The sequence below is a fragment of the Streptomyces sp. NBC_00582 genome (assembly GCF_036345155.1).
Classification (GTDB): Bacteria; Actinomycetota; Actinomycetes; order Streptomycetales; family Streptomycetaceae; genus Streptomyces.
Window position 1 is genome coordinate 6,939,786 of the sequence record NZ_CP107772.1, and the last position, 20,493, is coordinate 6,960,278.

26 protein-coding genes and 1 pseudogene are annotated in these 20,493 nt (G+C 72.4%); 10 read left to right on the top strand and 17 right to left on the bottom strand.

Annotated features, from left to right (window positions below):
* Window positions 1-6: 6 nt before the first annotated feature.
* A complete protein-coding gene (locus OG852_RS31325; RefSeq protein WP_133911399.1) occupies window positions 7-1,437 on the bottom strand; it encodes an exopolysaccharide biosynthesis polyprenyl glycosylphosphotransferase in 1,431 nt (476 codons plus the stop codon).
* Window positions 1,434-2,609 (bottom strand): glycosyltransferase, encoded by a 1,176-nt coding sequence (locus tag OG852_RS31330; RefSeq protein WP_133911400.1) that lies wholly within the window; start codon window positions 2,607-2,609, stop codon window positions 1,434-1,436. Before OG852_RS31330 ends, OG852_RS31325 begins: the two co-directional genes overlap by 4 nt.
* A gap of 458 nt (window positions 2,610-3,067) precedes the next feature.
* Between OG852_RS31330 and OG852_RS31335 the strand changes: the two genes are divergently transcribed.
* From OG852_RS31335 to OG852_RS31370, 8 genes are all read left to right on the top strand, one after another.
* Complete coding sequence (locus OG852_RS31335) at window positions 3,068-3,307, top strand: chaplin (RefSeq protein WP_133911401.1); 240 nt, start codon at window positions 3,068-3,070, stop codon at window positions 3,305-3,307.
* A 148-nt stretch (window positions 3,308-3,455) separates the two neighbouring features.
* Entirely contained in the window at window positions 3,456-4,205 is a 750-nt protein-coding gene (locus OG852_RS31340; RefSeq protein WP_330349683.1) for a hypothetical protein, read from the top strand.
* Window positions 4,206-4,301: 96 nt separating this feature from the next.
* Entirely contained in the window at window positions 4,302-4,592 is a 291-nt protein-coding gene (locus OG852_RS31345) for a hypothetical protein (protein ID WP_133911402.1), read from the top strand.
* Between the two features lie 173 nt (window positions 4,593-4,765).
* Window positions 4,766-5,266, top strand: a complete 501-nt coding sequence (locus OG852_RS31350; RefSeq protein WP_133911403.1) for a DUF5949 family protein — start codon at window positions 4,766-4,768, stop codon at window positions 5,264-5,266.
* A 5-nt stretch (window positions 5,267-5,271) separates the two neighbouring features.
* A complete protein-coding gene (locus tag OG852_RS31355) occupies window positions 5,272-5,889 on the top strand; it encodes a vitamin K epoxide reductase family protein (protein ID WP_133911404.1) in 618 nt (205 codons plus the stop codon).
* Between the two features lie 120 nt (window positions 5,890-6,009).
* On the top strand, window positions 6,010-6,528 hold the full coding sequence (locus tag OG852_RS31360; protein WP_133911405.1) for a hypothetical protein: 519 nt from the start codon (window positions 6,010-6,012) through the stop codon (window positions 6,526-6,528).
* 123 nt (window positions 6,529-6,651) lie between these two features.
* Entirely contained in the window at window positions 6,652-7,125 is a 474-nt protein-coding gene (locus OG852_RS31365; RefSeq protein ID WP_133911406.1) for a tyrosinase cofactor, read from the top strand.
* Complete coding sequence (locus OG852_RS31370; protein ID WP_133911407.1) at window positions 7,109-7,975, top strand: tyrosinase family protein; 867 nt, start codon at window positions 7,109-7,111, stop codon at window positions 7,973-7,975. Before OG852_RS31365 ends, OG852_RS31370 begins: the two co-directional genes overlap by 17 nt.
* Window positions 7,976-8,060: 85 nt before the next feature.
* Here the strand turns inward: OG852_RS31370 and OG852_RS31375 are convergent, their stop codons facing one another.
* The 4 genes from OG852_RS31375 to OG852_RS31390 form a co-directional block, all read right to left on the bottom strand.
* Window positions 8,061-8,411, bottom strand: a complete 351-nt coding sequence (locus OG852_RS31375; protein WP_133911408.1) for a chaplin — start codon at window positions 8,409-8,411, stop codon at window positions 8,061-8,063.
* 141 nt (window positions 8,412-8,552) lie between these two features.
* Window positions 8,553-8,831, bottom strand: coding sequence for an acyl carrier protein (locus OG852_RS31380; RefSeq protein ID WP_133911409.1), 279 nt, complete (start codon window positions 8,829-8,831; stop codon window positions 8,553-8,555).
* A complete protein-coding gene (locus OG852_RS31385) occupies window positions 8,828-9,901 on the bottom strand; it encodes an HAD-IIIC family phosphatase (protein WP_133911410.1) in 1,074 nt (357 codons plus the stop codon). The genes OG852_RS31380 and OG852_RS31385 overlap by 4 nt, the downstream gene beginning before the upstream one ends.
* Window positions 9,898-11,805 (bottom strand): GNAT family N-acetyltransferase, encoded by a 1,908-nt coding sequence (locus OG852_RS31390; protein WP_330349684.1) that lies wholly within the window; start codon window positions 11,803-11,805, stop codon window positions 9,898-9,900. The genes OG852_RS31385 and OG852_RS31390 overlap by 4 nt, the downstream gene beginning before the upstream one ends.
* A 401-nt stretch (window positions 11,806-12,206) precedes the next feature.
* Here OG852_RS31390 and OG852_RS31395 point away from each other — a divergent pair, with 401 nt between their 5' ends.
* Window positions 12,207-12,587, top strand: a complete 381-nt coding sequence (locus OG852_RS31395) for an S-adenosylmethionine decarboxylase family protein (protein WP_133911411.1) — start codon at window positions 12,207-12,209, stop codon at window positions 12,585-12,587.
* Between the two features lie 31 nt (window positions 12,588-12,618).
* Complete coding sequence (locus OG852_RS31400) at window positions 12,619-13,344, top strand: 4'-phosphopantetheinyl transferase family protein (RefSeq protein WP_133911804.1); 726 nt, start codon at window positions 12,619-12,621, stop codon at window positions 13,342-13,344.
* A 68-nt stretch (window positions 13,345-13,412) separates the two neighbouring features.
* On the opposite strand, the gene OG852_RS31405 is transcribed toward OG852_RS31400, so the two are convergent.
* The 11 genes and pseudogenes from OG852_RS31405 to OG852_RS31455 all read right to left on the bottom strand — a co-directional run bounded on the left by OG852_RS31405 (window position 13,413) and on the right by OG852_RS31455 (window position 20,436).
* On the bottom strand, window positions 13,413-13,619 hold the full coding sequence (locus OG852_RS31405) for a hypothetical protein (protein ID WP_330349685.1): 207 nt from the start codon (window positions 13,617-13,619) through the stop codon (window positions 13,413-13,415).
* 499 nt (window positions 13,620-14,118) lie between these two features.
* A pseudogene (locus OG852_RS31410) lies at window positions 14,119-14,277 on the bottom strand (VOC family protein); the annotation flags it as partial.
* Between the two features lie 61 nt (window positions 14,278-14,338).
* On the bottom strand, window positions 14,339-15,070 hold the full coding sequence (locus OG852_RS31415; RefSeq protein ID WP_330349686.1) for a dienelactone hydrolase family protein: 732 nt from the start codon (window positions 15,068-15,070) through the stop codon (window positions 14,339-14,341).
* 845 nt (window positions 15,071-15,915) lie between these two features.
* Window positions 15,916-16,551, bottom strand: coding sequence for a hypothetical protein (locus OG852_RS31420; RefSeq protein WP_330349687.1), 636 nt, complete (start codon window positions 16,549-16,551; stop codon window positions 15,916-15,918).
* Complete coding sequence (locus OG852_RS31425; RefSeq protein ID WP_330349688.1) at window positions 16,548-16,886, bottom strand: DUF6415 family natural product biosynthesis protein; 339 nt, start codon at window positions 16,884-16,886, stop codon at window positions 16,548-16,550. Before OG852_RS31425 ends, OG852_RS31420 begins: the two co-directional genes overlap by 4 nt.
* Window positions 16,883-17,386, bottom strand: coding sequence for a hypothetical protein (locus OG852_RS31430; RefSeq protein ID WP_330349689.1), 504 nt, complete (start codon window positions 17,384-17,386; stop codon window positions 16,883-16,885). The genes OG852_RS31425 and OG852_RS31430 overlap by 4 nt, the downstream gene beginning before the upstream one ends.
* Complete coding sequence (locus tag OG852_RS31435) at window positions 17,383-17,538, bottom strand: hypothetical protein (protein WP_330349690.1); 156 nt, start codon at window positions 17,536-17,538, stop codon at window positions 17,383-17,385. The genes OG852_RS31430 and OG852_RS31435 overlap by 4 nt, the downstream gene beginning before the upstream one ends.
* 166 nt (window positions 17,539-17,704) lie before the next feature.
* Window positions 17,705-18,946: a helix-turn-helix transcriptional regulator gene (locus tag OG852_RS31440; protein WP_330349691.1), complete on the bottom strand. Its 1,242-nt coding sequence runs from the start codon at window positions 18,944-18,946 to the stop codon at window positions 17,705-17,707.
* A gap of 111 nt (window positions 18,947-19,057) precedes the next feature.
* Window positions 19,058-19,735 carry a collagen-like protein gene (locus OG852_RS31445; protein ID WP_330349692.1) on the bottom strand — a complete coding sequence of 226 codons (678 nt, stop codon included), beginning with the start codon at window positions 19,733-19,735 and terminating at the stop codon, window positions 19,058-19,060.
* Window positions 19,732-20,064: a hypothetical protein gene (locus OG852_RS31450; RefSeq protein WP_330349693.1), complete on the bottom strand. Its 333-nt coding sequence runs from the start codon at window positions 20,062-20,064 to the stop codon at window positions 19,732-19,734. Before OG852_RS31450 ends, OG852_RS31445 begins: the two co-directional genes overlap by 4 nt.
* Before the next feature lie 54 nt (window positions 20,065-20,118).
* On the bottom strand, window positions 20,119-20,436 hold the full coding sequence (locus tag OG852_RS31455; protein WP_330349694.1) for a hypothetical protein: 318 nt from the start codon (window positions 20,434-20,436) through the stop codon (window positions 20,119-20,121).
* Window positions 20,437-20,493: the final 57 nt, after the last annotated feature.

Consider the following 20,493-nt stretch of genomic DNA (forward strand, 5'->3'; position numbering starts at 1 on the left):
TCGGCTTCAGCTCCCGGTCGGTCGCACGAGCGCGGCCGCGGTGCGCAGCAGGATGCACACGTCCTGCCACAGCGACCAGTTGTCGATGTACGCGTTGTCGAAACGCGCCCGGTCCTCGATCGAGGTGTCGCCGCGCAGCCCCTGCACCTGCGCGAGCCCGGTGATGCCGACCCGCATCCGGTGCCGGGCCGCGTAACCGGGATGGGCCTGACTGAACTGGCCGACGAAGAAAGGCCGTTCGGGGCGCGGCCCGACCAGGCTCATGTCGCCCCGCAGCACGTTCCACAACTGGAGCAGCTCGTCCAGCGAACTCTTGCGCAGGAACCGGCAGAACGGGTTCATCCGCACCTCGCCCGCCACGCTCCAGCGGGTCGCGGACTCGTGCTCGTCCACCGGACGGTGGGTGCGGAACTTCAGCAGCGTGAACGGCCGCCCGTCCTTGCCGATGCGCTCCTGACGGAACACCACCCCCGGCCCGTCGGTGCACCGCAGCACCCCCGCGCACACCAGCAGCAACGGGCTGATCAGCAGCAGCAGCGCCCCGGAGACGGTCACGTCGAGGAGCCGCTTGCCGAGGCTGCCCCGGCGCCCGGGCCCCAGGTCGAGGCGGCGGCAGGCGAAGCCGGCGAGCCGCTCCCGGCCGGTGTACGAGGGCGGGTCGGCGTCGACCTCCCACACCGTGCACCCGGAAGCGGCCAGCGCCCGCAGCAGCGGGCCCTGCTCGGCACGGACGCCGGGGTGGACGCACAGGACCTCCCGGACGCCGTTCTGGATGAGGGCCCGCTGCACCTCCTGCCCGGTGGTCAGCACCGGCAGCCCGTCGGTGCCGTCCGGCCGCTCCGCGACCACGCCCACCGGCCGCACCCCGCAGCGCGGATGGCGCAGCACGGCGGCGGCCACCCGCTGGGCGGTCGCGGCGGGCCCGACGACGAGCGCGGCGCGCGGATACCGGACCAGCGCCCGGCGGCGGCGCAGATGGACGAGCGCACGTCCGGCGCACGCGGCCAGGGTCTGCACGGCGAAGCCGGTCAGCAGGGTGTGCGCGGACAGCGGGTGCGCCGGGTGCCAGGCCGCGGCGAGCGCGCCCAGCGCCAGCCAGACCACCGCGATCCGGCCGCACACGGTGGGCAGCTCGTCCAGCACACCCGTCACCGGTGGTCGCCGTCCGGGCCGCACCATTAAGGCCAGTGCCGCCAGTACGGCCAGCAACGCCCGGTGATGGGCCGCCCCCAGCAGCACCGCCCCGCCCGCCAGCGCGGCGAGGCCGTCGGCGAGCAGCAGCAGCGGGGGCGTGGCGGGCCGGGTCGGCGGCCGCCGGGCGGGGAACCGCAGGCCGGCCCCGCCGCTCTCCGGCCGCGGGATGACGGACAGGGGCGGATACCCGGGCTGTGCGCCGGGGTGGGCGACGGTGGACTTCGCGCTACGTTCCGCGGTCACGGGTGGATGCACTCCCTGGACTCGGTGGGCACGACCCGCGACGCGGACACCTGGCACAGCAGATCGCGGTACACGTCCGCGACCGCCGCTGCCGTACGCCGCACGTCGTGCGTGGACAGGACGTGACGGCGCCCCTGCTCGCCGAGCGAGGCCCGCAGCGGCGCGTCGGACAGCAGCCCGGCGACGGCCCGGGCCAGCCCCGCCGGATCGTCGGCGGGCACCAGACAGCGGGCCGCGAACGCCTCGGGGAGGCTCTCCCGGGCGCCGTCCACCTCGGTCACCACCACCGGCCGCCCGCAGGCCAGCGCCTCCAGCGGGGCGAGCGCCATGCCCTCCCAGCGCGACGGCAGCACCACCAGGTCGGCGGCCCGGTACCAGGGGACCGTGTCGTCGACGGCACCCGCGAACACCACCGACTCCGGCGCCCCGGCCCGCAGCCGCTCCCCGTCCGGGCCGTCCCCGACGAGCACCAGCCGCGCCCCGGGCACCTCCCGCACGACGTCCGGCCACGCCCGCAGCAGCACGTCCTGCCCCTTCTGCCGGCACAGCCGCCCGACACACACCACGAGCGGCGCGGCCGGCTCGAGATCCGGCAGCAGGCGGGCGCGTACGGCGTCGGCGCCGCCGGGCCGGAACCGCTCGGTGTCGATGCCGTTGGGGACGACGCTCCACCGGCCGGTGATCCCGGCCCGCAGCCCGGTCGCGCGCTCCGCCTCGCTCACGCACATCAGCCGGCCGGCCCAGCGCGCCCCGAACCGCTCCCACCGCAGGGCGAGTGCGGCGGTGGTCCCGCCGACCGCCTCGAACGACCAGGCGTGCGGCTGGAACACCGTCGGGATCCGTCCCCGGACCGCCAGCCGTCCGGCCAGCCCCGCCTTCGCACTGTGGGCGTGCACCAGTGCGGGGCGTACCTCGTCGAGCAGGTGTACGAGCCGTCGTACCTCACCCGGCAGTGAGGGCCCGGGGGACCGGGTGGCCTCCCACCGCCGCACCCGTGCGCCGAGGGCGCTCAGGCCGTCGGCGAGAGCGCTGTCGGGGCAGGCGACGGTGACGTGCAGTCCGGCCGCGAGCTGGGCCCGCGCCAGGTCGGTGACCACCCGGGCGACGCCGCCGTCCACGGGCTGGGTGAGATGCAGGACCCGGGTTCCGACGTCGGGTTCTGGCTGGTGCATCGCGCGGTTTCCTCGCTCATGGTGGCGCTCGGGACGGGGCCGGAACGCGCCGACTGCTCGGTCCGTGTCCCGGTGGTCGCGAAGAGCGCCCCCGGCCCACGCCGCGTCCCGGTGGAAAACGAGCTTGAACGTCCGCTGGTCACCACCGGGCGCAAACCCGCGCCGAGATCGAACACGTCACCGCAACGGCCCATGAAGTCGGTACGCGCCGGGACGTGCGCCGCCGGAGCCGCCCCGCGCCGCTGATCACCGTGTTCAACACATCGTCGGATGGATAGACCGGTCGGCCGGATGCCGAGGCGGCCGTGGTGGGTGCGGGGCGGGGTCGATCGCACGAGCGAATCAATTCACCCCTTTGGCGGCACAACCCCGGGCGGCACAGCGCGTTGACACAGCGCCGGGCATCCCCGCCCGGGTGTTGATGTCACAACCCGTCAAATCCCAAGGAGCACCTCTCCATGTCGCGTATCGCGAAGGGCCTGGTCCTGACCTCCGTTGCCGCTGCGGCCGTCGCCGGCGCCTCCGGCATCGCCACCGCCGACAGCGGCGCGAGCGGCGTCGCCGAGCACTCCCCGGGCGTGCTGTCGGGCAACGTCGCCCAGGTGCCGATCCACATCCCGATCAACATCTGCGGCAACACCGTCAACCTGGGCGGTCTGCTGAACCCGGCTTTCGGGAACACCTGCATCAACGACTGACGTCACGTCACGACCTCACCGAACGGCCGCCCTCCCGCCGGAGAGCGGCCGTTCGGCTTGCTCCTGTTGCGGGGCGTCACTGCTCCTTTCAGGGTGGGCACAGGATCCGACCCACCTCGGGATCCGGCACACACCGAAAGGGACCCCCATGCGTGGCCTGCCCATACGGCGTATCGCCTCCACCGCTCTGTGCGCCTCCGTCGCCCTCGGTGTCGCCGCGCCCACCGCCCTCGCGGCCGACGCGGCCCGGGAGCGCGGCGCCGCGGCGTCCCGTTCACCCGTCCCCGGCGTGGACGCGCTGCTCGACCAGGTCGAGACCCTGAGCGGGCTGGAAACCGTGCCCACGCCGGTCACCGATCTCGTCCACACCGTCCTCGCGGCCGACGGCGGCCGACTCGACGGCGCGCAGGCGACCCAACTCGGGGCCGCCGCGCAGCAGTCCCTCACCGACGCCACCGCCTCGCTCCAGGCGCCCGAGGTCGCGACGCCGGTGGCCGACGCGCTGACCGCGCTGCGGATCACGGTGGACGAGCTGCTCGCGGCCGCCACCTCCGGCAGCGTCGCCGACATCGTCTCGACGGCGGCGGGGGTCGTGCACGGCGTGGTCGACGTGGTCGTCGCCGCGCTGACCGCGGCGGGCCCGCCGGTGGCCGTGCCCGGCGGGTCCGGCCTCCCGGTGTCCACCTCCGAGGCCCCGGCGCCGACGCCTTCGCTCCCGGCCGCGTCGACCCTCCCGGCCGCTTCGACCCTCCCGGCACCGTCGACCCTCCCGGCCGAGTCGTCCCTCCCCGCCGCGTCCACTCTCCCGGCGGTCGTCCCGTTCCTGCCGGCTCCCGTGCCGTTCCTCCCGGCCACCGGGCCGGCCGGGCCGGGGGTCGATCTGCTCCCGGCCCACTGACGGGCGGTCCCCTCGGGAAACTTTCCGTCCGCGGGGTTTCCGCAGCCCAGGGGGATCGTTGTGCACGGCGTCAGCACTTCCCCCGAAAGGAACCCGATGAAGTCCCTGAAGGCCGCCGCCGTCGTCGCCGGGTCCGTCGTCCTCGCCGGCGCCGCCGCACCCGCGTTCGCCCACGAGACCGCGGACCTCACGCCCACCAGCCTCAACGGCGCCGTGAACACGCTCACCAAGGGTGATCTCACCGCGCGGGACGTGATGCCGCTGCAGAGCCAGTCGAACGCGCTCGACACCGAGAACAAGGGCTCCCTGCTCCACGCCGTCAACGGCGCGGCCGGCGCCCTCAACCAGCACGCCAAGCTCCTCGGCGGGCTCCCTCTGAACGGCTGACGCCCCTCTCGCGCAGGGCCGGTCCCCCGCGCACGGGACCGGCCCCGCCACGCGGGCGGGGGGGGAACGGTCCGGGAACACCGTCCCTCGTTCGTGTGGAGCACCCCCGAGGCGTCCCCCGGTCGGGTGAGAACACCCCCGGCGGCCCGCCGTGGCGCTTATAGGGTCGCGCGGTGACCTCAACCCCAAGCGCAACCCGCCCCTTCAGCGTGGCCGAGCTGGGCACCCTCGTCGTGATGCCGTGGAGCGGCGAGGCCCCCGACGGCGGCGACATGCCCTACCTGCTCGCCTACTCCCTCGGCGACGCGGACGGCGGCGCCGCGACCACCGCCGCCGCCATCGAGCGGCTGCTCACCGACAACGGCCTGCCCGTCGGCGGCGACCTCGTCGACGGCACCGAACGGCCCAGCCTGCCGGTCGGCCTGCTCGTCACCGCCGGCGCGGCCGTCCTGACCATGCCGATGCTCAACGCCCAGTGCGTGCCGCCGCCCGAGTGGCTGGACGCCGTCGAGGCCCGCGGCTACGCCTACCTCGTCTTCACCACCCGACCGTGGCCCGAGGCCGTCCCCGGCAAGGCCGTCGAGCCCGAGGCGCTGGCCGCGTTCGCGGGCGCCGAGGAGACCCTCACCGCCGCGGCCCACGTCGTGCTGCCCGCCCGCAGCCTGCGCGGCTGACACCCGTGCCCCCGCCCGAGGACGGCAGGACGGCGGGCGCGACGGGCGCGGCGGGCGCCGGCCGTGCCTTCGCCGTGCTGCTCGTGCTGAGCGGCGCGGCCGGGCTGCTGGCCTCCTGGGTCATCACCCTCGACAAGTTCAAGCTGCTGGAGGACCCCGGCTTCACGCCGGGCTGCAGCCTGAACCCGGTGGTGTCCTGCGGCAGCGTCATGACGAGCGACCAGGCCTCGGCGTTCGGGTTCCCCAACCCGATGCTGGGCCTGGTGGCCTACGGCGTCGTCGTGTGCGTCGGCATGAGTCTGCTGGCCGGCGCCGCCTTCCCCCGCTGGTACTGGCTCACCTTCACCGCCGGCTGCCTCTTCGGCGTCGGGTTCGTGTCCTGGCTGCAGTTCGAGTCCCTGTACCGGATCAACGCGCTGTGCCTGTGGTGCTGTCTCGCGTGGATCGCCACGATCGTGCTGTTCTGGTACGTCGTCTCCTTCGACGTACGCCGCGCGTTCCTGCCGGCGCCCCCGGCCCTGCGCGCGTTCTTCGAGGAATTCACCTGGGTGCTGCCCGTGCTGCATCTCGGCGTCGTCGGCATGCTCATCCTGACCCGCTGGTGGGATTTCTGGACGAGCTGACGATGTGCTCGTGGCACTACTACGGCAGCCGGGGGAATTGTGCGCTGGCGCCGTTTTCCGGCTCGTTACCCGGTACGGACGCACAGCCCCCAGAACTGACCGAAAGGGCCCGTACCCCAGATGAAGCCGACCACCCGAGGAACCCTCGCCGCCGTACTGACGTGTATGGCCGCCGCGGCCGGAGCGGTCGCCGCGACCCCCGCCGCGGCGATCGGCACGGTCCCGGTCCCCGTCCCGCTGAACGGCCTGGAGAACTCCCTCGGCATGGAACTGCCCGAGGCCTCCGGAGAGCTCCCGCTGCCGACGCCGGGCTCGCCCGAGGGCCCGCGCCATGCCGAGGGCCGGCTGATCCCCGAGCGGGCCGTCCCGCAGGTGCCCGTCGGCGCCGGTCTGCCCGGCGCCGACGTACGGGCACCCCTGCCGGAGGTCCTCGGGGACGGCTTCCACCACCTCGGTCTCGACGCCCCCGCCACCGACCTGCGGACGCTCGGCCCCGGTCTGGCCCTGGACGCCCCGCTCACCCCGCCCAACCCGGACAACTTCGGCCTGCCGGACCCGAAGCTGCCCCAGGCGGGCGTGCTCACCCCCGTCGCGCAGGCCGTACCCACCGCCTACCTCGGCCTGGAGCAGGGTCGGTAGCGACCCGGCACGACCACGGGCCCGGACGGCATCCGTCCGGGCCCGTCCGTGTGCTTCGCGGTGACCCGGCGGCCCGCCGGGCGGTTACCCGTTCGGACAACCGCACTTGAGGAGGAGCACCCCATGGTCGTCAACGCCGACGGAGTACCCGTACCCACCAGGCGGCCGGGACCGGCCAGAGCCGGTACCCGGCGGGAGCTGCTGCGCGGGCTGCTCGGCGTCGCAGCCGGGCTCGCGCTCGTCCCGGTCGTCGCCGCCGCCTGGCCGCCCGGCCCCGCGGACGACACGGTCGGCGCCGGCTTCGACGAGATGTACCGCGGACGCCGTATCCAGGGCGTCCTCACCCCCGTCGGCCGCTCCGCCGACGGCGCCCAGTGGGAGGTCACCGTCGACGGCCGCCCGCTGCACCTGATGCGCCGGGCCGACGGCACCTGGCTGAGCATGATCGACCACTACCGCTCGTACCGCACCCCGCTGGAGGCCGCCCGCGCCGCCGTGGACGAGCTCGGGCCCGGCGAGGGGCTCCGCGAGAGCGACGACCCGGCGGACGGCGGCCACCTGCACGACATGGGAGGACGCCGTGGTCTACACGCGTAAGGACGTCAGCACGCTGACCGCGGGCGAGCGCCGGCGGTTCGTGAAGGCGATGCTGGAGCTCAAACGGCGGGGCGAGTACGACGAGTTCGTACGGACGCACATCGACTACTACGTCTCCGACGGCGAGGGCGGCCTGCGGACGGCCCATATGGCGCCCTCCTTCCTGGCCTGGCACCGGCGGTTCCTGCTGGAGCTGGAGCGGGCGCTGCGCCGGGTCGACCCCTCGGTGACCGTGCCGTACTGGAACTGGACACGTCAGCGCACCGCGACCTCCTCACCCTGGACCGCGGACCTCCTCGGCGGCAACGGACGCGGCTCCGACCGCCAGGTCACCACCGGGCCGTTCGCCTACGCCACCGGCAACTGGACCCTCAAGGAGAACGTCACGGACGGCGTGTTCCTCACCCGGGACCTCGGCCGTGCCGCCAACCCCATCGAACTGCCCACCCCGGCCGAACTGGAGTGGGCCCTGAAGGACCCGGTCTACGACACCGCGCCCTGGGACTCGACGGTCACCGAGGGCTTCCGCAACAAGCTGGAGGGCTGGGGGACCGGCCGGGGCAGCGCCGCCTGGCGCAACCACAACCGGGTGCACCGGTGGGTCGGCGGGGAGATGCTGGGCGGCGCGTCCGTCAACGACCCCGTGTTCTGGCTCCACCACGCCTTCATCGACCTGGTGTGGACCCGCTGGCAGGCCCGCCACCGCACCCACCGCTATCTGCCCGCCGTGCCGCCCGGACCGGAGAGCAGGCAGTACCGCCGGGTCGTCGCCCGCCATGAGAAGCTGCCGCCGTGGAACGTGACGCCTGATCAGCTGGAAGACGTGTCGGGCATCTATCGGTACGCGTAGGTCCGTTCCGTCGGTGGGCGCGGACGCGCGAGAGCCCCGGCGCTCGAGGTGCCGGGGCTCTGCCGATGCGGTGGGGACGGGTGCGTCAGTCGCCGTAACCGGCGCCGCCGCGCTTGCCGCCGCCGTGGCTGGAGCTGCTGCCGGAGCGGTCGCGACCGTAGTCGCCGCCGTGCTCCTTGCCGCCCTTGTCGTGGTGGCTGACGTTGGCGCAGGTGTTGCCGAACGCCGGGTTCAGCGCACCGGGGATGTTGACGGTGTTGCCGCAGACGTTGATCGGGATGTGGACCGGGACCTGGACGAGGTTGCCCGACAGGAAGCCCGGCGAGCCCACGGCCGCACCCTGCGCACCCGCGTCCGCCATGGCCAGGCCGGCCCCGCTGACCACCACGGCGCCGGTGCCGAGGGCGACGGCGGCCGCCTTCGCGATGCGAGACATCACGTTCTCCTTTAGTGATTCGGTTCGTGCGACCGCAGGACACGCCGTCGCACTTCCCGTTCAACGCGGCCACCCGGGGAGGGTCACGGCGCGTCGCTCCGGATCACCCTTTTTGAACAGGAGAGACGTACAGACGGGTGGCTAGAACGCCCGGAGCCGTGCCGCGACGAAGTCGGCGAGCGTGGCGATGGACTGCAGACTGTCCAGGCTCAGGTCCAGTGCCGCGACGTCCACGCCGAACCGGGCGTCGATCGCGCCCAGCAGCGTCACCCCCGCCAGCGAGGTGAGGGCGATCTCCGGGCCGAACAGCTCGGTGCCGGCGGGGAGTTTCCCCACCACGTCCGGGTCCAGCCGGGCGGCCTCGGCGATCATCGAGCGCAGTTCCCGCTCCACGGCGGCGGGGTCCTGGATGTCCGTCACGCCTCGGCGTCCTCTCGGTCGGATACGTGCAGATAGGGGGGCGGCGCCGGAAGGTCGCCGTGCAGGGTGCGGCCGAGGACGGCCGCGTCGGGCGCCGTACCGTCCGCGTCGTCCAGGCGCCGCAGGCCCGCCTGGCGGAGCAGGATCCGCATCTCCAGGTTGGCGTCCGTGGGGCGCAGGGTCACCCGGAACTCCTCGGCGCCCGCCTGCCGGGCCCGACCCATCAGCCGGAACAGGAAGGCCGCCGCCGCCCCGCGTCCCGCGACCCGGCAGGAGAGGGCGAGCAGCGGGACGGACCAGGTGCCGGGGGCGGTCCGGTCGACGAGGGCGGCGCCGATGATGCCGTACGCGCCGAAACGGTCCGTCATCCGCGCGGTGTACAGCTCGTGCCCGGCCGAGCCGGCCAGCTCGCGCAGCCGGTCGGGGGTGAGGCCGGAGGAGTTCAGCCGGTGGGTGCGGGCGGCGAGTTCCAGTGCGCGCGGGATCTCGTCGGGTGTGGCCGCGCCGACGGTGAGCCGCATGGCGCACCAGCTCAGGAACTCCTCCCGGGTGCCCTGGAAGCGTTCGCCCTCGGTACGGCGGGTCTCCTCGGTGCGGTACCGGTCGACCCGGGCGCGGGACTCGGGGGTGACCTCCCGGCCCTCGAACGCGGCCAGCAGCGCGGGCACGTCCTCGGGGGCGAGGGTGCGTACGTCGGGCAGCAGGGCCTCGACCTCGGCGCGTTCGTAGGGCGAGTCGTCGACCAGGACCAGGGCGTCCACGGCGATCCCGAGGTCCTTGGCGATCCTGCGCAGCGACTCGCTCTTGTCCTGCCAGGACACCTGCGGGGCGAGGAACCGCTCACGCACCTCCGGCAGGCCGGCCGTGAGCCGGTCGAGCACGGCGGGCGCGCTGCGGCTCGCGATGCTGCTGAGCACGCCACGGGCCGCCAGCGCGTCGATCGCGGCCAGCATCCCGGGCCGGGGGACGGGCAGTTCGTCGGTGGGGGACTCGACGGCGATGTCGTCCCAGAGGGTGCCGTCGAGATCCCAGACGACGCACTTGACGCGGTCGGCGTCGACGGCGGTCATCGCTCCCCCCGGGGCAGGAACAGCTTCATCGCCAGGCTGGTCGGGTCGAAGCCGAACTTGCGGTAGACCGTGCGCATCGGGACGTTGCCGACATGGACCCGGCCGGTGACCTCGGTGATGCCGTTCGCCAGGCAGAACTCCAGACCTGCGGTGAGCAGGAGTTCGGCGACGTCGCTGCGGTTGTCCAGCGGGGAGACCGCCAGGGAGCGGAAGTTGGCGTAGCGGTCGCCGGTCATCGCGTTCTGGTTGATGCTCACCCAGCACCAGCCGACGGGCTCCTCGCCCGGCCGCCCGGCGACGATCATGCCCTCCTTCGACTTCTCCATCGCCCGGCCGAGCCGGGCCGCCCATCGGGCGGGGTCGTCGATGGCGTCCTCACCGAAGGACACCCGGGCGATCTCCGCCTCGAACACCCCGATCGCCGGAAGGTCGCGCTCGTCGGCCTGCCGGGTGACATAGGGGTGCGCGCGCTCGGCGAGGGCGTCGCGGTCCGCCGGGGCCGGGGGCCGCCAGCCGATGGTGCGGGGGGCGGGGGTGGGGGTGTCGGCGGTGTCCGTACGGGGCCGTGCGGCCTGCCGGACAGGAGCCGCGACCTGCTCGGTCCGCCCAGTCCGCTCGGCCTGCTCTGCCCGCCCAGTCCGCTCGGCCTGCTCGGTCCGCTCGGCCTGCTCGGTCCGCTCGGCCTGTTCGGCGGGCTGTTCTGCCGAAGGCGCAGGTGCCTCCGAGACGAGCCGTCCGGGGCGGAACGGCCCCTTCCCGCAGGTCGGGCAGCCGTCCGCGCGCAGGGCGGCGACCGAGGCCCAGCGGGCGCCGGGGCCGACACGGACCTTGTGGCCGCAGGCCACGCACGCGTACTCGCGCTGCCGGGTCCGCTTGTCGCCCGTGTACAGGGGGCCGCCGTAGTCCCCCTGGTGGGAGGCGGTGGAGCTGGTGGTGAGGAGCTGCTGGAAGAAGCCGACGCCGCCGAGGATGCCACTGCCCTCGTACTCGTTGAAGTTGCGGATGTAGCCATGGGTGACCAGGCCGAGGGCCATGATCTCCCGCTGGACCTCCAGCATCTCGTCCGGGCTCTTGCCGCCGAAGGAGAAGAAGACACTGTGCGCCGGCCCCGGCCGCAGCCCCTCCACGGCGCGGGACAGGAAGAGCCGGGCCCCCTCGGGGGTGTAGGGCGGGTCGGTCATGGCGACGTCGTGCCGCCCGTGCAGCTCCGCGGGCAGGGGCCGGCGCAGATCGTGCCGTACGGTCTCGACACGGGTGCCGAGTCCGGCTGCCACCTTCTGGATGTAGTCGAGGATCTCGGCGGAGATGTCGACCACGGTCACCCGCTCGACGATCGGCCCGCCCAGCACATCACCCACGACCGCCACGGCCAGCGACACGAGGTCGTCGTCGCCGATGAGCAGCAGGGAGCCGCCCGGCAGCGCGCCCGCCGTCAGCAGCGCCAGCACCCGGCGCACCTTGGTCTCGGCCGTGCAGTGCGACTGGTCGATCGCCATGTCGGCGGCGGGACCGGACTCCATGAGCGCCCGCAGCCGTCGTACGGCCTCGTCGAGCACCTCGGGGATCACCAGCTCACGGCCGTCACAGGTGCGGCAGGTGGCGTCCAGGGTGAGGTCCATGCCGAGCCGGGCGACGAGATCGGCGCCGGCCTCCGTCAGCCGGGACGGGCGCTCCTTGGTGACGAGTCCCCGGCGGCGCAGTTCGTTCCCCAGGGCGGCCACGATCGGCACCGGCAGGCCGGTGGCGCGACTGAGGTCCTTGGTGGAGGCGGGGGCCAGCCGGCGCAGCGCACGCAGCACGGACCGCACTCCGGGCGGGCCCTCCTGAAGCCGGACGGCGTCCGCGACTTCCGTGAGCAGTTGATCGGCGGTGGTGCTCCGAGGGGGCCGACGCACGTTGGTCACAATGCTGCTCCAGGGAAGCTGGTGGATTCCGGGGGTATCGAGTATACGGGCAGGTAGGGGGCCCGATCGGACTCGGTACGACGGCCATGAACGGGAAGGGGAAAAGGAAATTCCGCAAGCGGTGCACCGGTGTTCCGGCGGGCGGTATTCCGCACCTCCGGTCGAAAAGGCCGTCCGGAATTCCCCGTACGGTTTTCCGGGGTCGCGGTCCTCGAATATGCCCCCGGTCTTGCCGCCCCCTTGACGGGATGCGCTCGCGAGCCCCGGAGCGCCCCGGATGCTAGGCTTGGCCCGTCCGAGCGCCAGTAACCGGCCTCGCGACCTTCCTCTTCGGCCGCGCGGACCAGCGCAGAACTATGTGAAAGGAGACGGGGGCAGCGGTTCCTCACCCCCGGTTCCCCATGACCAACTCCGCCAACCTCGCCACCGAGGGTATAAACGTCGACGATCTGTGCTCTTATGCCGTCGACGTCTGGGTGAGCGACCACAGCATCCTGACGGACGAGGAGCGCCTCCTCCAGGTGCTGCGCACGGCCGCCGAAAAGGGAAATGCCACGGTACTCGGTGAAGCGTCGCACGTTTTCCCGAACGGCGCCGTGACCGCCATTCTCCTGCTTTCCGCCTCGCATCTGAGCATTCACACCTGGCCCGAATTCAGCCTGGCCAACGTCGATCTGCTCGCCTACGGCCGGCTGAACGGCGAGCGGATGATGCAGAGCGTGGAGCTCGGCCTTTCCCCGACGAAGATCAACGTCACGCGCATGCTGCGCGCGGTGCACTAGTTCCCTTCCCGCCGCCCCCGTCGCCGTCGTGATGCCCGTGCAGGTCTCGTGGCAGGTCTCGTGGGCGCGCTCCGCCGACGCCCACGAGGGGCTGCTCGCCCTGCTCGACCCGGTGGAGCGCGCCCGCCACGAGGCGACCGTGGACCCGGCCTCCCGTGACCGGTTCCTCGTGGGCTGCGCCCTCAGCCGCCGGATCCTGGGCGAGCTGCTCGGCGTACCCCCCGAGGACGTACCCCTGCGGCGCGTCTGCCCGACCTGCGGCGGACCGCACGGCAAACCCCGGCTGGCGGTCCGCGCCGGGTACGACTTCTCGGTCACCCACAGCGGTGACGTCGTCGGCGTGGCCGTGTGCCGGGGCGCGCAGGTGGGCCTGGACGTCGAGGAGGCCGACACCGCGCTCGACGTCGACGCCGCGGCCCGCACGGCGCTCTCCGCCCGAGAGACGGCCGCCTTCTACGCCCTGCCCCCGGCCGAGCGCAAGCCCGCCTTCCTGCGGATCTGGACGCGGAAGGAGGCGGTGCTCAAGGCCCTGGGCGTGGGCCTGCGCGCACCGCTGCGCGAGTTGGAGGTGTCCGGCGCCGACGCCCCTGCGGCAGTCCTGACCTGGCCGGACCGCCTCGCCGACGGCCCACGGACGACCTTGACGGACCTCACGGTGGACGGCCTCCATCCGGCAGCGCTGGCGGTGACGACCGGAGCGGGGCGGGAGCGCGCGGCGCTAGGCGTCGGGAAGCAGCCCGGCCATGCGGGGCCGTGAAGCGGGCTGGTGGCCGGACCTCGGCCGAGGCGACGGCTACCGGCTCCGGTCTCGTGATTGCGGCATCGTCATCGCATCGGCATCGTGTCTTCGATCCCCTCCGAACCTGCGAAGAACCGAGCCGCGTTCTGAGGGACGCCCCGAGGGGGGTCCGGCACGGTAACTGGAATGCGCCAGTAGTTCGGCCGTTGCGATTCGACAATGGCGAGCACGACGATCAGAAGCGGCATCGATATGACGAACAGGAGCCCGAGCAGAGACCAGATGTCGTCCATGGATACCCCTACGAAGTGATAAGCACGGGCTTTGGGTCATTCAGAGTCACACGCCGAGGTGAAGCACACCAGGGCGTGCATGACTCACTCCCTGGCGCGCACGTTGAGCCACGCGCCCCCGTCGGGTAGGCGTCCGCGCTTGTCGGTGCGCCGCCAACCATGGGGGCGGGAGCCTGCGTTGTACGCCCACGAGGCGGTACCCATGCAGGTACAGGACGTGCGCTTCAGCTTCCGGGGCCGGTGCCAGTGGCCTCATTCGGCAGGGCATGGGCATGGGCATGGGCATGGGCATGGGCTGGTCGCAGTCAGGACAGGCCGGGACCGCTGTGTCCCGAAGGGGCGTTGTCGTAGGGCTCGGCTACCTTGCAACGCATGACTGACAGGGATCCGCTCGTGCCGGCACTCGCCGGTGAAGTCGTTCCCCTTCGCCATCGGCTTGGTCGAGGACCAGGAGAGCTGAGGCCGAGGCCGGCCGGCAGGCGTCAGCTCACCTGTCGTCATCCTGCGTGCGCACACGCGCCAGCTCTTCACCCCCGAACGCCTGGGAGACGAAGTCGAGGAAAGCCCCGGTGTCGTCGGTGACGACCCAGGGAGCGACGGTGGTGTAGCCCGCCGGCGCGGAGTTGGTCTGCTCGGACATAACGGCCCTTCCGCCCATGTAGATTGCCAGCCACGACGCCAAAGGGCATCCAGGTCGGTTTCTGTCCTGTATGGAGGTATCAGCCAAGGTGCCGGGCGAAGAACCGGAGCGTGCTGTCCATCTCGAAAGCCGGAACCGCACCGTGCTTGCCGGGGTTGGCGTGCAGCGTCTTCTCTGTCGAGGCGAACGCGTCGAACAGTGCCAGGCTCTGGGTCCGTGGCACTCGTTCATCGTCCCACTGCACGAGGAACTCCACCGGAACGGTAATCCGCGCGGCGGCCTCGGCTGAGACCTCCGCACCGCCCAGGCCCAGCACCGCCGCCCGAACCCGGGACTCGGCGGCAACAAGCGGGACACCGATCACGCAGCCCAGCGACACACCCCAGTAGCCGACCGGGCCAATGCCAACATGACTGAGCTTCTGGACCGCGTCGAGGACGGTCTGCCATTCGGGCACGATCTGGCGGACAACGAGCGCCTGGAATCGGGCGATCAGCGGGGCCAGTTCCTCGCCGGCGTCAAGCCGGGCCTCGTACTCCGTCGCGATCCGGGTGAACTCCTCATGGTCCGGCCGGTCACCGTGGCTGGGCGCATCGACCGCCACCACGGCGAAACCGCACTCGGCCACGAAACGGCGCGCACGGTCCACGATGTCAGGGTCCTTCTTGTGCTGACCGCCGCCATGCCCCATGGCAATCAGGGGGCGGATCCCCCTGGCACCTTGTGGAGTCCATAGCGCGCCAGGGATGTCGCCGAGGAGGAAGAGCTGTTCGAAGACGCCGTCGGCCGACGTCTCAGAGACAAAGCGCATAGCGTTTCGGGCCTTTCGGGGTGCCTGCGGCGGGTGCCTTCGACTGTCTCGCGCCGTAAATCACGAGTTCGCGTGGGCAGCCGTTACGCGGCACGCGATCAGGCGGCGCATTCTGCGGACGAACCCCTCCCCAAGGCGAACGAGTCGACGGCCGTCACCAGGACCAGCAACGCGGTGGACAACATGTAGCCATGCGGATACAAAACGTGACACTCCCCAGGGAGGACAGGCGGCATTCTCGCAGGCTCGGTCATCCGCCGGACGAGGCGCAGCGCACGCAAGGCTGCCCTGCCCCCGCACGTCTTCGAGTCGCCCACGGCTTCTACGGGGCCACCCGTGTAACCCCGGGGGGTTTTGTCGCGTCACGTGAAACCCGCTCTGAACAGCAAAAACGCCCTCCCGGAGGAGGGCGGAGACTGGGCGCCCCCGGCAGGACTCGAACCTGCGGCCAAGCGCTTAGAAGGTGTGCAAGGTTTAGCGATGTGCTCACCTGCGTTTATGCAGGTCGCTCGGAACCAAACTAAAGAAAAGCGCTTGGCCTGAGATTCTTGGAACTTTGACGCGATCTCGGCCCCCCGAACGGAGCCCGCCCCGGCCGCCACTGTACGGGGCGGCCGGGGCGGTCAGAGCGCGACTCCGTACTTTGGACGGACGGGACCTCGCGCGTGAGGGACCTGTCGCGCTCGCCATGGGGGTGCGGCGGGTGATCCGCGCGCTACGGAGAGCTATACCAGGTGTTCACCGGTACGTGCATATGACAAATGTTAATCGAACGCGCTTTCGGGTGGTGAGGCGGGCCGCTCGGCGGGACGTACGGGGGGACGTCAACCGCCGAGCGACCCTGTCTATCGGCAGCGCGCGAGTTCGCGCTGCAGGTCGACGATCGTGCAGCCGTGCAGGGACCGCACGAGCTGCCCAGCGAGCACCCATCGGGCGGCCGCCGTGCCGTACGCGACGACGTCGGCGTTCGCGGTCCGCACCGGATACCCGAATGCCGACGGCGCCCATACGCGCCCGTACACCCCGCACACCTCGCTCGCGTGGACCCGCACGGCGACGTTGCTGTCGACCAGGTGCGGGCACATCTCGACCGCCTTGCCCGCGCACGGTAGGCAGATCGGCGGGTGCACCGTGAGCAGATCGTTCGGCCACCCGTCCCAATCGGCCCGGTTGTCTTCGAGCAGCCATAGCACGCCGCGGCGATCGCGATCGGCCGGCCGCCCGCACACCTGACAGAGGAGATAGCGCATCGCCTCGCACTGTCGATCCGGGTGCACCTCGCCGTATCGCGGGCGGCCGGTGCCGGGTGCCATGGCGCGGCTGTTCCACAGCACGCCGAATTGGTCGCGGTCCTCGGGCGTCTCGTCAGCGAACGCGACGCCGCCTCGCGCCGCGTACACGACATTGCGTCGCAGTCGCGGCTCGCCGCTCCACGCCGCGATGAACGGCACGACGTCCGGCCGGGGCGGTGCAGACGTCATGAGGCGACACCGCCGGCGCGCTGCAGCTCAAGCACGATCCGGGCGAGTTCGGCCACGCGCAGCGCGTTCGCGAGGGGTCCCCAACTGAGTTCCTCGCGGGGCATGTCCTCGGCCCGGTCGAGGGCGTTCACCATGCGGTACCAGTCGCGCGAGCGGTGCGGAGTCCGGCCGGCGAGGCGCTGCACGAGCGTCGTGAGCCGGGCGATCTCCTCGTGCAGCAGCTTGTCGATCTCGACGAGCCGCTCGTGCGGCGGGAACGTCCGGGTCGCGTCGAACGCATCGGAGATCAGTTCGGGAATCGGGTCTGCCTCGACCTGGTCGTGCGTCACAGTCATCGCGCGCCGCCCATGTGGACGGTGGCGAGCGCCGCGGCGTACGCCTCGTGCAGCAGATCAGCCTCGGTGAGCGGCCCGCCCTCTTGCGGCGAGACGATCCACGTGTGCCCCATCTGCGTGCGCGGTGCGACCGTCGCCGGGTGCGGCACGGCGACGCGTGCGCCCTCGGTGAGCACCTCGGCGTCGGGCAGTTCCCACCGGGCGGCCGAGCCGACCGGCACGAGCACCTCGACGGCGTCGGGGGTGTGCTGCGCCGGGCCCACCGGTGTGCCGGCCTGTCGCATCTGCTGCACGGTCCGCCACCCGAGCGCGCGAGGCACGCGGACGACGTCCCACGCTTTACCGGCGGGCACCTCGACGAGTTCGCCCTGATCCCACGCCGCGAGGGCGCCTGTCACGCTCGTCTCGGTATCCCGAATCCAGTCGAGCGCCGTGAACCCGTCGAACCCGCCGGCCACGAGTCGAGCGCTGCCGATGCGCCCGGTCTCTTCGCCCTTCACCGGACAACCTCCGGGCGGGCGACCGCCGGCTGCTCGGGAATGGGCACGAGGGCGACGCGCAGGTTCGCGAACAGCGCCTCAGCCTCGGCACGTGACAGCACGAGGTCGGGATACCCCTGCGCCTCGTCGAGGGCGTACAGGGTGATGGGCACGCGAACCTCGCCAGTGCGGGCGTCGCATGCGGGCTGCGAGCCTCGGCGCAGCGATGCGTGTAAGTGGGACATCGGACCCCCGGTCGGTAGTCGCGGAGTCACGTACCGTAGACCGACTACCGACCGGTAACGGGGACAGATTGTCCCCCTGTCCCAACCTGTCCCCTTACCCCACTGCTGTGGGAACGCCGATCGCCTCGGCGAGCCGGCTCGCCTCGGGGCGCATCGCGCGCGGGGCGTGCCGCCACAAGTCGGCGGCGACCGAGCGGGCCGACGGCGTGTACGCGACGGTCTCGGCACCGATCTCGTAAGCCATCTTCATGACGTGCAGCGCCGCCGTGCGGTCACCTCGCTGCAGGTGCCCGCGGGCGACCTCGACCCACAGCCGTGCCCGGCGCTCGACCGACGGCATCACGTCGGGGTCGATGTTGTCGGCGAGGCCGATCGCGCGCGCCGACTTCCGCAGGTCGGTCGCAACCGACACCGCGTGAAAGTCGACATTCGCGCGGCCGAACACAGTCGACGGGTGCACGTAGTTGGCCGGCAGGCTCTTCGCGACCTGGTCGCCCTTGTCCCAGTACCGCCACGCGTCGCCCTCGCGGCCGTCGCGAGCGACGGTGACCGCGGCGTGAAGCTGCAGCGCGCCGTACACGCCCCGCCAGTCGTCCGGCGAGTCGTCGAGGTGCGGGCGAATGAGGTCGGCCGCCTCGGTGACGACGCGCAGCGCCTCCTCGGGGTAGCTCGTCTCTCGCAGGATGTTGCCGAGGTTCCATGCGGCTGCCGCGATCGCGTCCGGCCGGTCCGCTTCCTGTGCTGAGCTGAGCGCGCGATCGGCCACGACCCACGCCAACTCGGCCGGGGCGACGTACGCAGTCGCTTGCCCGGTGAGCCGGTAGATATCCGACAGCGCGACCAGGGCGGCACGGCGCTGCTCGCCGTCGAGCGCGCGCACTGCCGCCTCGCCGTCGCGGATCAAGTCGGGCAGCAGCGCGCCGACCTCGGATCGGTTGTGCTCCGAGGTGTGCCACAGCCTCCACGATTGATCGACGCGCCCCTGCAGCACGGCCGGGTCGATGGGGCGTCCGGCCGGTGTGGCGAGGGACAGCGGACGGTTCATCACGGCTGCCCAGACGTCGGGCAGTCCGGGGTGCGTGAGCCGGCCGGTCGGTACCGGCTGCGCCGGCCCGTCGGTCTGCCCGGTGATCGCCGACAGATCTGAGAGCTGCAGGGCGGCCCCGAGCTTGACGAGCAGTGTGTGCGATGTCAGGTTCCGCTCGCCAGTCTCGATCTTCTTGAGCCAGTCGACGCCGCGGCCGCACATCTGCGCGAGCGCTTCGCGGGTGAGGCCGCGGGATTCCCGCAGCATCCGGATTCGTTCACCTGTGGACAGTTCGCCGGACGGGTCCATGCCGCTCCTTCACGAGCCGGTGCCGTATCGCCAGAGTACGGCCGGCGTCAACGCCGGAACGCACGAATGCGCCCCTGCCCGGCCGTGAGGCCAGACAGGGGCGCAGTGTTGTCATGCGATGCGGCGGCGCTCGGCAGGCAGCCCGAGCAGCGTCGTCGAGGTCGGGCTCGGCGACGGGTCGCTCGGCTGCGGGGCGCCGTCGCGCCTGCAGATGAGGGCGTCGGGGTCCCATGACGGGGCCTGCAGGCTGTAGCCCGAGGGGCACGTCTGCCCGTCGCGGCCGTCCTGCCCGTTCGTGCCGTCCTTGCCGGGCGGTCCGGCGGGTCCTGCGGGTCCTGCGGGACCGGTCGGCCCTGCAGGACCGGGCGGCCCGGTCACCGTGGCGCCGGGTTCGCCCTGCGCGCCGGACGGTCCGGGCGAGGGCGTGATCGTCGGTGCCGCCTTGCCCGGCTCGCCCTGCGGCCCGCGGGGTCCTGTTGGACCGGGGATCGGCACCGGTACCTCGGCCCGCGCGGGCAGATCGTCGACCGCCCGCGACGGGTCCGGGGCGGCCGGTATCTTGCCCTCGGCCTTGACCTGTTCGCGCAGCACGCGCACGTCGCCGGCGAGGACTGAGACAGCGTCGCCGCGCAGGTTCGCCTCGGCCGCGAGCGCATCGGCCCGGCGTGCCTCGGCGTCGATCCGTAGCCACACCAGGACGACGGCACCGGACAGCACGAGCAGCACGGCGGCGACCGCGAGCGACCGCCACCGCTGCGCGAGGATCGGCTGAGCATGACGGCGCTTCACGTGGGTTGCCCTCCGAGTTCGACGATCCGTTCGCGCAGCAGCGTGTTCTCGGTCGTGAGCGCCGTGATCTGTCCCTGCAGCGCCGCCTTGTTGGCGCGCTCACTGGCCAGTTCGGCGTACGCCGCTGCGAGGCGCACCTCGTTCTCGGCGAGCTGCGCGCGCACCTTGTCGCGCTCCTCCTGCAGGTTGTCGACGAGCGTCGAGTACCCGCCGAGCACAGCGCCGGACTGTGAGGCAGCGTTCGCGCCTCGATGCCCGATCAGTGCGGCGGCGGCCGCCGCGAGCCCGACGACGATCGTTCCGACGGCGCCGAGCGTCGCAGCGTCCACGCGCTTGCCTCCGGTTGTGCAGTGGGGGGTGTGATCTCGGCCGTAAGGCCGGTGTCACCCGCCGGTCGACTCGCCGCCGAGGTACCGCGCGCCGTCGACCGGTTCGAGTGCCTCGAAGCGCGGATACGCCGGCGGCCGCGCCCAACCGAGCAGCACGCCCGCGATGTTCTGCAGGGCGGTGCCCCTCGCGCGCTCGCCGAGCACCTCGAGCACGCGGAAGACGACGTAATACGCGAACGCGGCTGCGACCGTGACCGCGCCGGTGACGGTCGCCGAGTCGATGCCGACGCCCGCGCGCACGGCGAGGGTGAGCAGCCATCCCGCGACGAGCGGGACGCCCGTGCGCATGGCGGAGACGAACAGACCGGTCATGGGCCGGCCCCCTTTCAGTGATGGGTGATCCCGGCCGCTCGACGGCGGCCGGGCGGG